Annotated in this window: 11 protein-coding genes; 4 read left to right on the top strand and 7 right to left on the bottom strand. The window is 66.3% G+C overall.

The features are described 5' to 3' along the window. Positions 1 to 89: 89 nt before the first annotated feature. The 5 genes from HWX08_RS06860 to HWX08_RS06840 all read right to left on the bottom strand — a co-directional run bounded on the left by HWX08_RS06860 (position 90) and on the right by HWX08_RS06840 (position 3575). On the bottom strand, positions 90 to 509 hold the full coding sequence (locus tag HWX08_RS06860; protein ID WP_107309873.1) for an organic hydroperoxide resistance protein: 420 nt from the start codon (positions 507 to 509) through the stop codon (positions 90 to 92). 154 nt (positions 510 to 663) lie between these two features. Beyond that, positions 664 to 1116 carry a MarR family winged helix-turn-helix transcriptional regulator gene (locus HWX08_RS06855; RefSeq protein ID WP_174922394.1) on the bottom strand — a complete coding sequence of 151 codons (453 nt, stop codon included), beginning with the start codon at positions 1114 to 1116 and terminating at the stop codon, positions 664 to 666. Positions 1117 to 1279: 163 nt separating this feature from the next. After that, positions 1280 to 2089, bottom strand: coding sequence for a BPSS1780 family membrane protein (locus HWX08_RS06850; protein WP_069259462.1), 810 nt, complete (start codon positions 2087 to 2089; stop codon positions 1280 to 1282). Then, the gene (locus HWX08_RS06845) at positions 2080 to 3078 is read right to left on the bottom strand and encodes a homoserine kinase (protein ID WP_069259463.1); all 999 of its coding nucleotides are present in this window, start codon (positions 3076 to 3078) and stop codon (positions 2080 to 2082) included. Before HWX08_RS06845 ends, HWX08_RS06850 begins: the two co-directional genes overlap by 10 nt. Positions 3079 to 3179: 101 nt before the next feature. Then, positions 3180 to 3575: a hypothetical protein gene (locus HWX08_RS06840; RefSeq protein ID WP_069259464.1), complete on the bottom strand. Its 396-nt coding sequence runs from the start codon at positions 3573 to 3575 to the stop codon at positions 3180 to 3182. A gap of 128 nt (positions 3576 to 3703) precedes the next feature. Between HWX08_RS06840 and HWX08_RS06835 the strand changes: the two genes are divergently transcribed. Further along, positions 3704 to 5230: an AMP nucleosidase gene (locus HWX08_RS06835; RefSeq protein WP_069261104.1), complete on the top strand. Its 1527-nt coding sequence runs from the start codon at positions 3704 to 3706 to the stop codon at positions 5228 to 5230. 104 nt (positions 5231 to 5334) lie between these two features. Here the strand turns inward: HWX08_RS06835 and HWX08_RS06830 are convergent, their stop codons facing one another. Together HWX08_RS06830 and HWX08_RS06825 are read right to left on the bottom strand one after the other, a co-directional pair. Next, the gene (locus HWX08_RS06830; protein ID WP_069259465.1) at positions 5335 to 5613 is read right to left on the bottom strand and encodes a hypothetical protein; all 279 of its coding nucleotides are present in this window, start codon (positions 5611 to 5613) and stop codon (positions 5335 to 5337) included. A 393-nt stretch (positions 5614 to 6006) separates the two neighbouring features. Beyond that, positions 6007 to 6765, bottom strand: a complete 759-nt coding sequence (locus HWX08_RS06825) for an LOG family protein (RefSeq protein WP_069259466.1) — start codon at positions 6763 to 6765, stop codon at positions 6007 to 6009. A 1-nt stretch (position 6766) separates the two neighbouring features. Between HWX08_RS06825 and polA the strand changes: the two genes are divergently transcribed. The 3 genes from polA (at position 6767) to HWX08_RS06810 (ending at position 12241) form a co-directional block, all read left to right on the top strand. Next, entirely contained in the window at positions 6767 to 9520 is a 2754-nt protein-coding gene (gene polA / locus HWX08_RS06820; RefSeq protein WP_069259467.1) for a DNA polymerase I, read from the top strand. Positions 9521 to 9800: 280 nt separating this feature from the next. Next, positions 9801 to 11135 (top strand): NAD(P)/FAD-dependent oxidoreductase, encoded by a 1335-nt coding sequence (locus HWX08_RS06815; RefSeq protein ID WP_069259468.1) that lies wholly within the window; start codon positions 9801 to 9803, stop codon positions 11133 to 11135. Positions 11136 to 11365: 230 nt separating this feature from the next. Then, positions 11366 to 12241, top strand: coding sequence for a dienelactone hydrolase family protein (locus HWX08_RS06810; protein ID WP_174922395.1), 876 nt, complete (start codon positions 11366 to 11368; stop codon positions 12239 to 12241). The last annotated feature ends 43 nt before the right edge of the window (positions 12242 to 12284 follow it).

Here is a 12284-nt window from a genome sequence, read left to right as displayed (position 1 = left end):
CCGCCATTCCGGCGAGTCACGCAGCAAAAAAGGGCGCGTGCGACATCTGGTCGCACGCGCCCTTTTTGCATTCACGGCCTCGCGTCGCGTCAGACCACCGTCAGGCGCACCGGCACGTTATTGCGTGTCGCATTCGAATACGGGCACACGTGGTGCGCCTTGTCGACCAGCGCCTGCGCGTCGGCCTTGTCGAGCCCCGGGAGCGACACGCGCAGCTCGATGTCGAGCCCGAAGCCGCCTGCGTCGTTCGGGCCGATGCCCACTTCCGCCGTGACCTGCGTGTCGGCCGGCAGTGCCTTCTTGTCCTGGCCAGCGACGAATTTCATCGCGCTCAGGAAGCAGGCCGAGTAACCTGCGGCAAACAGCTGCTCCGGATTCGTACCTTCCGCGCCCGTGCCGCCGAGTTCGCGCGGCGCGGCCAGCTTCACTTCCAGCTTGTTGTCGGCGGATACCGCGCGGCCGTCGCGGCCACCCGTGCTCGTGGCGCTGGTCTTGTACAGAATGTTCATCGTGCAGCTCCTGTCTGGAAAGGGAGGAAAAGCGGTCCGGTCGAACGGGGTGTGGCCGGCCACGAGGAAAATATAGAACACAAATCATTAGTATGCAAATTAATTTTCGAAGAAAAAGCCGGTAGTTCCGCCCCGGGTCGCCGAGGCTCGCCCGTCAGCGTTCGTTGGCGGCCGACAGCGCGTCGCGCAGCTGCTGGAGATCGGCGCGCAGCCTGAACAGGAATTCGGGGGATTGCTGCATCGCGCAAAAGAGATCGGCCGGCACCGAGCGCGCGCGGTCCTTCAGCGCCCGGCCCTCCGGCGTCACGCGTACGTTCACCACGCGTTCGTCGGCCGCGCTGCGCACGCGTTCGACGTAGCCGAGCGCTTCCAGCCGCTTCAGCAGCGGCGTGACCGTGGCCGGGTCGAGATCGAGCCGCGCGGCGATGTCCTTCACGGCGATGTCGTCGCGCTCCCACAGCACGAGCATCGCCAGATATTGGGGATAGGTCAGCGACAGTTTGTCGAGCAGCGGCTTGTACGCCTTCGTCATCGCGTGCGAAGTCGCGTAGAGCGCGAAGCAGAGTTGCTCGTCGAGCGTCTGGGGCAGTGGGGGCAGGCGGTCCATGATCCGGGAAGCGCGATGAACGCGCGAACAATTTGTACGCAAATCATTTTGCGCGCAAAAGATCGGGATGAACAGGGGCGCCGCGGCGGGGGAAAGAGGGCGCCGGGAGCCGGCCCGGCGCGGAGAACGGCGGGCCGGCGACACGCGCCGGCCGGGGAGGGTTTCAGCGGCCCGACGGGGTGGGCGTCGCGGTCGGTTCCTGCACACCGAAGCAGCCGCGATAGGTCGCGTAGAACGAGCAGTACAGCATCGTGACGATGATGATCGTCACCGGCATCATGATCGTCAGCGCATAGGCGCCGGCGCCGAGCGCCTGCAGCAGCAGCGACAGCGCGAGCGACGTGCCGAGCGCGACGCAGAACCACAGCGCGCCGTACACGACGAACGCGCCGCGATTGCGCCAGCAACTGACGACGCTGAAGAACAGCGCCTTGGCGGGCGGCACGTCATGCCACGCGACCAGCACCGGCGCGAACCAGAATAGCATCGCAACCGGCAGGTAGAGCAGCGTCGCGAAGAACAGCGCGCCGAGCGTGCCTTGCGCGGCGAGCGTTTCCGGCGTCGTGTTCGCTTCGTCGGCCGCGCCCATCATCACGTGGAACAGCGCGCCGCCGTCGACGAACGACGAAGCCGCGAACACCAGGATCATCGACGCGACGTAGATCACGCCGAGCACGAGCAGCCGCTGGGTCGCGACGGTGCCGTACGAGCGGAAGCCGTCGACGAGGATCGTCGGCATCACGGTCTTGCCGGCCACCGTGTCCCGGCACGCGGCCATGAAGCCGACCGCGACGCCGGGAATGAACACCAGCGGCAGCGCGGAGCCGATCACGGGCACCATCGATATCAGCGTGATCGCCAGCAGGTATGTGAAGAACAGCGTGATGAACGCGAGCGGGTTCCGGCGGAACAGCCAGATGCCTTGACGGAACCAGACATAGCCCGTTTTCGCGGGCACTTCGATCAGTTGCATGCGGTTTGGATCTCGGGAAGCGCGGGCGTATGCGCGATACGCTCGCGCAGGATGCGTTCGAAATGACCGGGGTCGTGCGGCTTGAGCATCTCGGCCGCGCGCGGCAGATAGAAATCGTACAGGCGCGACACCCAGAAGCGGTACGCGCCCGCGCGCAGCATGTCGCTCCAGTGACGGCGCTCCTCGGCCGTGAACGGCCGGACCGTCTGGTACGCGCGCAGCAGCGCATCGGCGCGCGCGGTGTCGAGCACGCCGGTCGCAAGGTCGACGCACCAGTCGTTGACCGTGACCGCGACGTCGAACAGCCACTTGTCGCAGCCCGCGAAATAGAAGTCGAAGAACCCGCCGAGCCGCACGTCGTGGCCGGTGTTAGGCGCCGCGTGCGCGAACAGCACGTTGTCGCGGAACAGGTCGCAATGGCACGGGCCGGCCGGCAGCGCCGCGTAGTCGTCCGACGCGAAGAAACGGGCCTGGTGCGCGAGTTCGCCTTCCAGCAGCGCGCGCTGCTCGTCCGTGACGAACGGCACGATCGCCGGCACGTTGTCCTGCCACCACGGCAGGCTGCGCAGGTTCGGCTGGTGGCGCGGATAGTCGCGGCCGGCTAGGTGCAGGCGCGCGAGCATCTGCCCGACCTCGATGCAGTGTTCGACCCCCGGCGCGAGTTCGGCGGAGCCGTCGAGCTTCGTGACGATCGCGGCCGGCTTGCCGTGCAGCTCGCCGAACAGCGCGCCGTCGTCACGCGGGACCGGGTCCGGCACCGGCACGCCGTGGCTGGCCAGGTGGCGCATCAGGTCGAGGTAGAACGGCAGCTGTTGCGCCGTGAGCTTTTCGAAGATCGTGAGGACGTATTCGCCGCGCGTCGTCGTCAGGAAGAAATTGCTGTTCTCGATACCGGACGGAATGCCGCGAAACGCGAGCACGTCGCCCAGTTCGTAGTGGCGCATCCATTGCGCGAGATCGGAGTCGGAAACAGCAGTGAAAACGGCCATGCGGGATGCGTCAGGTCAGGGTGTCGGCACGCGGGCGGCGTGCGTCGCGACAGCAGGTGAAGGGGGGCGGTGCGCGGCGTTCGATGCGCCGCGCCGCGGAATCAGTAGCGCAGGTTCAGCGACGGCAGGCGCGTGATCGGGATGCCCGCGTCGTGCGGCTTCGGCGACGTGTCGGGCGTCGAGCTCATCTGGTAGCGCGTGCCGAAGTTCGACTTCACGTCGATCTCGACCGGTTTGCCGCGATCGCGGTACTCGGTCACTTCGGTGCCGTTCTTGCTCTTTTCGTGGAAGCTCGGGGTGCGGCGGATGTCGGCGAAGTCGACTTTCGACGTGACTTCGGCGGCCGGCCGGTTGATCTTGCGGAGATCGGGGAGGCCGGCGGCCTCGTTGGCCTCGGCCCGAGCCTGCGCGTCGGCGTCAGGCGTGCCGCCGGCGGCGTAAGCGACGCTGGCGGCGGCAAACGCGGCGGCAGCGGCGACGAGAATGAGCGGCTTCATGATGAGTCTCCAGTGAACCCACCGATTTTAGCAAATACTGCGCGCCATCCGGCCCTCGCGTGCATGGGGGCTCAATAAGGGTGACCGGGTTCCGTGGTAATGTCGTCCGATCAGACGAGGTGATGAAAATGAAGAACGATTTGAGCCGCCGACACCGACTGCTGACGCCCGAAAGCCCGGCGGTCGAGGCATTCGACGATCCGGTCGCCGCCGTCGCGCGGCTGTCCGCCATTTACGACACGAACACGGGCTTCCTGCGCGATGCGTTCGCGCGCTATCGCCGCCACGAACCGATCACCGAGCACGTGCGCGCGTGCTACCCGTTCGTACGGATCCGCACCGACGTCAACACGCACGTCGATTCGCGCCGTTCGTACGGTTTCGTCGCGGGCCCCGGTGTGTTCGAGACGACGGTCACGCGCCCCGACCTGTTCGCGAACTACTACCGCGAGCAACTGCGCCTGCTGGCGAAGAACCACCATGTGAAGATCGAGATCGGCGTGTCGTCGCAGCCGATTCCGATCCATTTCGCGTTTCCCGAAGGCATCCATCTCGAGGGCGAGCTCGACCGCGACCGCCTGCTCGCGATGCGCGACATCTTCGATACGCCCGACCTGTCGTATCTCGACGACCGCATCGTCAACGGCACGTTCGAGCCGGCGCCGGGCGAGCCGCATCCGCTCGCGCTGTTCACTGCCGCGCGCGTCGACTTCTCGCTGCACCGGCTGCGCCACTACACGGCGACGTCGCCCACGCATTTCCAGAACTACGTGCTGTACACGAACTATCAGTTCTACATCGACGAGTTCGTGAAGCTCGGCCGCACGGTGATGACGGAGAGCGACGATCCCGAGGTGCGCGCGTACCGCAGCCAGTACAGCTCGTTCGTCGAGCCGGGCGATGTCGTCACGTACAACGCGAACCTCGGCAGCGAGCCGGTCGAGGGCGCGGCGCCGCCGCGCCTGCCGCAGATGCCCGCGTATCACCTGAAGCGCGCGGACGGCAGCGGGATCACGATGGTCAACATCGGCGTCGGCCCGTCGAACGCGAAGACGATCACCGATCACATCGCGGTGCTGCGTCCGCACGCGTGGGTGATGCTCGGCCACTGCGCGGGGCTGCGCAACACGCAGCGTCTCGGCGATTACGTGCTCGCACACGGTTACGTGCGCGAAGATCACGTGCTCGATGCCGACCTGCCGCTGTGGGTGCCGATTCCGGCGCTCGCCGAAGTACAGCTCGCGCTCGAACGCGGGGTGGCCGACGTCACGCAGCTCGACGGCGTCGAACTGAAGCGCGTGATGCGCACGGGCACGGTCGCGAGCGTCGACAACCGCAACTGGGAGCTGCGCGATCATCGCGAACCCGTGCAGCGGCTGTCGCAGAGCCGCGCGATCGCGCTCGACATGGAAAGCGCGACGATCGCCGCGAACGGCTTCCGCTTCCGCGTGCCGTACGGCACGCTGCTGTGCGTGTCCGACAAACCGCTGCACGGCGAGCTGAAACTGCCGGGCATGGCCGACACGTTCTATCGCGGGCAGGTCGACCAGCATCTGCAGATCGGCGTGCGGGCGATGGAGATCCTGCGCACGAACGGGCTCGACAAGCTGCATAGCCGCAAGCTGCGCAGCTTCGCGGAAGTGGCGTTTCAATAAGCCGGCAAGCCCGCCCGCGCCGGCGGCGCTTTCAATGACGAAGGCCGCCCGCGAACGTCAGGTTCGCGGGCGGCCTTGCGTATCGAGCGGCCGTGCGGTGTCGGTCAGCACTCGCCTTTCTTTGCGTGTCCCGGCGGGCAGTGGTAGCCGCGGCGATCGTCATGGCCGTGATGACGCTGGTGGTCTTCCCACTCGCGGCGTTCCCAGTAACGATGGCCGTCCCAGTAGCGGTCGCCATGCCAGCCGACGATGACCGCGGGCGCCGGAGCGACCACGACCGGTGCGGGCGTGCCGATGTTGACGTCGACGTTGACGGCATGGGCGAGGCCGGACAGCGAAAGTCCGAGGCCGGCGAAGGCGAGGGCGATCAGCGAGCGTTGCATGTTCTTTTCCGTGGTGTCGTTGTAAAGGGCCGGCGCGACGCGATGGAAGCGAGGGGGATCGTTCCACCGGGGGGAAACGCCGCACCGACACATACAGTGTGCTGGCGCACGACGGAAAACGCGAGGCGGGTTTGTTACGGCGGATTGGCGGCCCGCAGGCGTGCGGCGAAGGTATCAGGCCGCGTCATTTGACAATGACGGCCCGCGTGTGCGGAAGGTAATGCGCGCGTTGCCCGCGATCGGCCACGCGGATTTGACATTCGAACGCGTACGGCCGCGAAGCGCGATTAATGGCGCGTTACAAAGTGACGCGCGGCAGGGGGGCGGGGCCGCCCTGCCTGCCGCGCGAAACGCGGTGCGCCGGCCGTCGGGCCGGCTGTCGTCGCGAAGCGATTACAGATAGAACATCCGGTCTTCTTCAGGGCGCGGCGGATGACCGTCATCGTCCGAGCCTTCCTCTTCACCGCTGTCCTCGTAGAACGCGAGCACCGCGTCGAGCACCTGGTCGGGATCGTCGATCACCTGCATCAGATCCATGTCTTCCGGATTGATGAGGCCCATCGGAATCAACTGGTCGCGGAACCACTGCAGCAGCCCCTTCCAGAATTCGCTGCCGACGAGGATGATCGGCACGAGGCGCGACTTCTTCGTCTGGATCAGCGTGAGCACTTCCGACAGCTCGTCGAGCGTGCCGAAGCCGCCCGGCATCACGATCACCGCATCCGAGTTCTTCACGAACGTGACCTTGCGCGTGAAGAAGTGGCGAAAGCGCAGCGAGATGTCCTGGTAGTGGTTGCCGGCCTGCTCGTGCGGCAGCTCGATGTTCAGGCCGACCGACGGCGCCTTGCCGGCGTGCGCGCCCTTGTTCGCCGCTTCCATGATGCCGGGGCCGCCGCCGGAGATCACAGCGAAACCGGCGTCGGACAGCTTGCGCGCGATCTGCACGGCGAGCTTGTAGTGCGGCGTGTCGGGTTTGAGGCGGGCAGAACCGTAGATGCTGACGGCCGGGCGGATCTCCGACAGGTACTCGGTCGCCTCGATAAACTCTGCCATAATCGTGAACATCTGCCACGATGCGCGCGCCTTCTTGGCCGTCGCGCGTTCTTGATCTGCGAGCGAACGCAGACTCGGAATCACTTTTCTCTTGTTCATAATGCCTGAAGAACGAAATCTGGAAGGTAAGACCCTGCTATTGGTTGACGGTTCGAGCTATCTGTATCGGGCTTACCATGCGATGCCTGATTTGCGTGGCCCTGGCGGGGAGCCGACCGGAGCGCTCTACGGAATCATCAACATGCTGCGCCGTATGCGCAAGGAAGTCAGTGCAGAGTATAGCGCTTGCGTGTTCGATGCAAAGGGCAAGACGTTCCGTGACGACCTTTATGCCGACTATAAGGCAAACCGTCCGTCGATGCCGCCCGACCTCGCACTGCAGGTCGAGCCGATCCACGGCGCGGTGCGCGCGCTCGGCTGGCCGCTGCTGATGGTCGAAGGCGTCGAGGCCGACGACGTGATCGGCACGCTCGCGCGCGAAGCGGAGCGGCATGGAATGAACGTGATCGTGTCGACCGGCGACAAGGATCTCGCGCAGCTCGTGACCGACCGCGTCACGCTCGTCAATACGATGACCAACGAGACGCTCGATCGCGACGGCGTGATCGCGAAGTTCGGCGTGCCGCCCGAGCGCATCATCGACTACCTCGCCCTGATCGGCGACACCGTCGACAACGTGCCGGGCGTCGAGAAGTGCGGACCGAAGACGGCCGTGAAATGGCTTGCGCAGTACGACAGCCTCGACGGCGTGATCGAGCATGCGGGCGACATCAAGGGCGTGGTCGGCGACAACCTGCGCCGCGCGCTCGACTTCCTGCCGCTCGGCCGCAAGCTCGTGACCGTCGAGACGGCGTGCGACCTCGCCCCGCATCTCGAATCGATCGAAGCGTCGTTGAAGACCGACGGCGAAGCGCGCGACCTGCTGCGCGACATCTTCGCGCGCTACGGCTTCAAGACCTGGCTGCGCGAAGTCGACAGCGCGCCGGCGGAAGGCGGCGGCGCGGATGCACCGGAAGGCGAGCCGGCGCCGGTGGTGGCGGCCGACATCGTGCGCGAATACGACACGATCCAGACCTGGGCGCAATTCGACGCGTGGTTCTCGAAGATCGACGCGGCCGCGCTGACCGCGTTCGACACGGAAACCACCGCGCTCGACCCGATGCTCGCGCGGCTCGTCGGCCTGTCGTTCTCGGTCGAGCCGGGCAAGGCGGCGTACCTGCCGGTCGCGCACCGCGGCCCCGACATGCCCGAACAGCTCCCGCTCGACGAGGTGCTCGCGCGGCTGAAGCCGTGGCTCGAATCGGCCGATCGCAAGAAAGTCGGCCAGCACCTGAAGTACGACGCGCAGGTGCTCGCGAACTACGGCATCGCGCTGAACGGCATCGAGCACGACACGCTGCTCGAATCGTACGTGCTCGAATCGCATCGCACGCACGACATGGACAGCCTCGCGCTGCGTCATCTGGGCGTCAAGACGATCAAGTATGAAGACGTGGCCGGCAAGGGCGCGAAGCAGATCGGTTTCGACGAAGTGGCGCTCGCGCAGGCCGCCGAATACGCGGCCGAAGATGCGGACGTGACGCTGCAGCTGCACCACGCGCTGTATCCGCAGGTGGCGCGCGAAGCGGGCCTCGAGCGCGTGTATCGCGAGATCGAGATGCCGGTGTCGCTCGTGCTGCGCAAGATGGAGCGCACGGGCGTGCTGATCGACGATGCGCGCCTGCACGCGCAGAGCACCGAAATCGCGACGCGCCTGATCGAGCTCGAAGGGCAGGCGTACGAGCTGGCCGGCGGCGAATTCAATCTCGGCTCGCCGAAACAGATCGGGCAGATCTTCTTCGAGAAGCTGCAGTTGCCGGTCGTGAAAAAGACGCCGAGCGGCGCGCCGTCGACCGACGAGGAAGTGCTGCAGAAGCTGGCCGAAGACTACCCGCTGCCGAAGCTGCTGCTCGAGCATCGCGGGCTGTCGAAGCTGAAGTCGACCTATACCGACAAGCTGCCGCGCATGGTGAATCCGTCGACGGGCCGCGTGCACACGAATTACGCGCAGGCCGTCGCGGTCACGGGCCGCCTGGCGTCGAACGATCCGAATCTTCAGAACATTCCGGTGCGCACGGCCGAAGGCCGTCGCATCCGCGAGGCGTTCATCGCGTCGCCGGGCCACCGGATCGTGTCGGCCGATTATTCGCAGATCGAACTGCGGATCATGGCGCACATCTCGGGCGACGCGTCGCTGCTGCGCGCGTTCTCGCAGGGCGAGGACATCCACCGCGCGACGGCCGCCGAGGTGTTCGGCGTGACGCCGCTGGAGGTCAATTCCGACCAGCGCCGGATCGCTAAGGTGATCAACTTCGGGCTCATCTACGGGATGAGCGCGTTCGGGCTTGCATCGAACCTCGGCATCACGCGCGATGCCGCGAAACTCTATATCGACCGCTATTTCACGCGCTATCCGGGCGTCGCGCAGTACATGGAAGACACGCGCGCAGCGGCCAAGGAGAAGGGCTACGTCGAAACCGTGTTCGGTCGCCGCCTGTGGCTGCCGGAGATCAACGGCGGCAACGGCCCGCGTCGCCAGGCGGCCGAGCGCGCGGCCATCAATGCGCCGATGCAGGGCACGGCGGCCGACCTGATCAAGCTGTCGATGATCGCGGTGGACGACTGGCTCACGCGCGACAAGCTGGCGTCGCGGATGATCATGCAGGTGCACGATGAACTGGTGCTCGAGGTGCCGGACGACGAACTGTCGCTGGTGCGCGAGAAACTGCCGGAAATGATGTGCGGCGTGGCGAAGCTGAAGGTGCCGCTGGTGGCCGAAGTGGGCGCCGGTGCGAACTGGGAAGAGGCACACTGACGCACCGTCGCGCGGTTCCCGATTCCTGCGGCATATTGTTGCAGGGATGCTGAATATCGAGATGGTTTGCTTGTGGTCAACGCGCAAGCTCCCGGACAATGCAGGTCATTGACTCGGGGCATGCGCGCCCCGCGTTCCGGGACCGGACGCATCGAAGTGCTTCGAACTGCTTCGAACTGCACATCGATGATGTCCGAACCGGTTAATCCACCGGGTGGCGCGAATGCATCGCGTTCGCATCGCCCGGCGGCAGCAGTTTCGAATCGCAAAGGGGGAACAGATGCATCGGATCATCATCGTAGGCGGAGGCGCGGGCGGCCTGGAACTGGCGACGCGGCTCGGCGACCGTTACGGTGCGCGCGGCAATCGTTCGGCGCGCGCGCTCGTCACGCTCGTCGACCGCAATCCGACCCACATCTGGAAACCGCTGCTGCACGAGGTGGCGGCCGGCAGCATGGACCCGTTCACTCAGGAGCTCGAATATGCGGCGCAGGCGCGCTGGCACGGCTTCGAGTTTCAGCAGGGCGGGCTGACCGGGCTCGACCGCGCGGCGAAGCGCATCACGCTCTCGCCGGTCAACGACAGCGATGGCGAGGAACTGCTGCCGGCCCGCGAGCTGGAATACGACACGCTCGTGATCGCGATCGGCAGCACGACTCACTTCTTCGGCGTGCAGGGCGCGGCGGAAAACGCGATCGCGCTCGATACCGTCGGCGAGGCCGAGCGTTTCCGCAAGCGGTTGATCGGCGCGTGCATGCGCGCCGAGCATCAGGCACCGGTGCCGACCGCACCGGGCGAGGCGGCCGAGCCGCGCATCCAGGTCGCGATCGTCGGCGGCGGCGCGACGGGCGTCGAGTTGTCGGCCGAACTGCGCAATACCGCGCAGGTGTTGTCGGCCTACGGGCTGCACAAGCTCGACCCGCGGCACGACGTCGGCATCGTGCTGATCGAATCGGGGCCGCGAATTCTCCCGGCGTTGCCGGAGCGCGTGTCGTCGGCGACGGCCGAACTGCTCGAAAAGATCGGCGTGCGGCTGATGCTCTCCGAGCGCGTGACCGAAGTGGCGCCCGGCGCCGTTCATACGGCGAGCGGCAAGACGGTGCGTGCCGACCTGACGGTCTGGGCGGCCGGCATCAAGGCGCCGTCCGTGCTCGCCAATCTCGACGGCCTCCAGGTCAACAGGCTCGGCCAGCTCGAAGTACGCCGCACGCTGCAGACCTTCACCGACGACAACGTGTTCGCGCTCGGCGATTGCGCGGCCTGCGCATGGCCGGGCAACGAGCGCAACGTGCCGCCGCGCGCGCAGGCGGCGCACCAGCAGGCGAGCTTTCTGCTCAAGGCAATCGGCTGCCGGCTCGACGGGCGCCCGCTGCCCGAATTCACGTATCGCGACCTGGGCTCGCTCGTGTCGCTCGGCCATTTCAGCGCGGTCGGCAACCTGATGGGCGGGCTGATCGGCGGCAACATGCTGATCGAAGGGCTGTTCGCGCGCTTCATGTACATGTCGCTGTACCGGATGCACATTGCCGCGCTGCACGGCTATCCGCGCATGATGCTCGACACGGTCGCGCACTGGCTGCGGCGCACGACGCTGCCGCGCGTCAAGCTGCACTGAGCGGGCGTTCGACGGGGCGCCCGGGGTTTCCGTGCTGCCGAATCACCCTGTCGTAATCGAGTCTTACAACGCCGACAGTTGACGCGACAACGGAATATTGGGCATCTTGTCCGGGTTTCCGTTAGCGGCGGGGTGCCAACCGCCGCGACCTCCGCGCCGAGCGACGGCGCGATGCCCCGTCATGCCGTCTTCGTGGCCGTGACGGCGGCGCCCAATCGAGGAGTGCATTCATGTTGAAACCCGAAGTCGACAGCCTGGTTCCCCACGTTCCGTTCTCGCGCCGCAAGTTCATGCAGGCCGCGCTGGGCGGGGCCTTCGCGGCGGCCGTGCTGCCCGTGTCGGCGCAGACGGTCACGACCGACAGCGAAGGGCTGGACGTCGACACCGTCGAGATCCGCTCGGGCGATGCGAGCGTGCCCGCGTATCGCGCGCAGCCGAAAGACAAGACGAACCTGCCGGTCGTCATCGTGATTCACGAGATCTTCGGCGTGCACGCGCACATCGCCGATGTGTGCCGCCGCTTCGCGAAGCTCGGTTATCTCGCGATCGCGCCCGACCTGTTCGCGCGGCAGGGCAATGCGGCGAAGTATCCGACGATCAAGGATCTCGTCGAGCACATCGTCAGCAAGGTGCCCGACCGCCAGGTGACCGAGGATCTCGACGCGACCGTCGCGTGGGCCGGCAAGAACGGCGGCGACCTGTCGCGTCTCGGCGTGGTCGGGTTCTGCTGGGGCGGCCGCCAGAGCTGGCTGTATGCGGAGCACAACCCGCACGTGCGGGCGGCCGTTGCGTGGTACGGGTTCGTCGAAGGCAAGACCGACGAGATGACGCCGTTCAACCCGGTCGATCATGCGTCGCTGCTGAAGGTGCCCGTGCTCGGCCTCTATGGCGAGAAAGACACGAACATTACGCAGGCGTCGCTCGCGGACATGCGCAAGGCGATCCAGGCGAGCGATTCGAAGCTCGCACGCGAATCGGAGATCGTCGTGTATCCGGATGCCGGTCACGCGTTCTTTGCCGATTACCGGCCGAGCTACGTGAAGGCCGATGCGGAGGAGAGCTGGAAGCGCGCGATCGCGTGGCTTCACAAGTACGGCGTGATGTAAACGGCAAGCGGCGGAAGATGCCGCCGCTTCGTCACGACTGCGC

Source organism: Burkholderia metallica, assembly GCF_902832845.1.
In the GTDB taxonomy this organism is placed as follows: Bacteria; Pseudomonadota; Gammaproteobacteria; order Burkholderiales; family Burkholderiaceae; genus Burkholderia; species Burkholderia metallica.
This window is presented reverse-complemented; position numbering and strand designations above follow the sequence as displayed.

Excerpts from the sequence above, each read along its gene's own strand:
- HWX08_RS06860 (WP_107309873.1), bottom strand. The coding sequence starts at position 509 with ATGAACATTCTGTACAAGACCAGCGCCACGAGCACGGGTGGCCGCGAC.
- HWX08_RS06855 (WP_174922394.1), bottom strand. The coding sequence starts at position 1,116 with ATGGACCGCCTGCCCCCACTGCCCCAGACGCTCGACGAGCAACTCTGC.
- HWX08_RS06850 (WP_069259462.1), bottom strand. The coding sequence starts at position 2,089 with ATGCAACTGATCGAAGTGCCCGCGAAAACGGGCTATGTCTGGTTCCGT.
- HWX08_RS06845 (WP_069259463.1), bottom strand. The coding sequence starts at position 3,078 with ATGGCCGTTTTCACTGCTGTTTCCGACTCCGATCTCGCGCAATGGATG.
- HWX08_RS06840 (WP_069259464.1), bottom strand. The coding sequence starts at position 3,575 with ATGAAGCCGCTCATTCTCGTCGCCGCTGCCGCCGCGTTTGCCGCCGCC.
- HWX08_RS06835 (WP_069261104.1), top strand. The coding sequence starts at position 3,704 with ATGAAGAACGATTTGAGCCGCCGACACCGACTGCTGACGCCCGAAAGC.
- HWX08_RS06830 (WP_069259465.1), bottom strand. The coding sequence starts at position 5,613 with ATGCAACGCTCGCTGATCGCCCTCGCCTTCGCCGGCCTCGGACTTTCG.
- HWX08_RS06825 (WP_069259466.1), bottom strand. The coding sequence starts at position 6,765 with ATGAACAAGAGAAAAGTGATTCCGAGTCTGCGTTCGCTCGCAGATCAA.
- polA (WP_069259467.1), top strand. The coding sequence starts at position 6,767 with ATGCCTGAAGAACGAAATCTGGAAGGTAAGACCCTGCTATTGGTTGAC.
- HWX08_RS06815 (WP_069259468.1), top strand. The coding sequence starts at position 9,801 with ATGCATCGGATCATCATCGTAGGCGGAGGCGCGGGCGGCCTGGAACTG.
- HWX08_RS06810 (WP_174922395.1), top strand. The coding sequence starts at position 11,366 with ATGTTGAAACCCGAAGTCGACAGCCTGGTTCCCCACGTTCCGTTCTCG.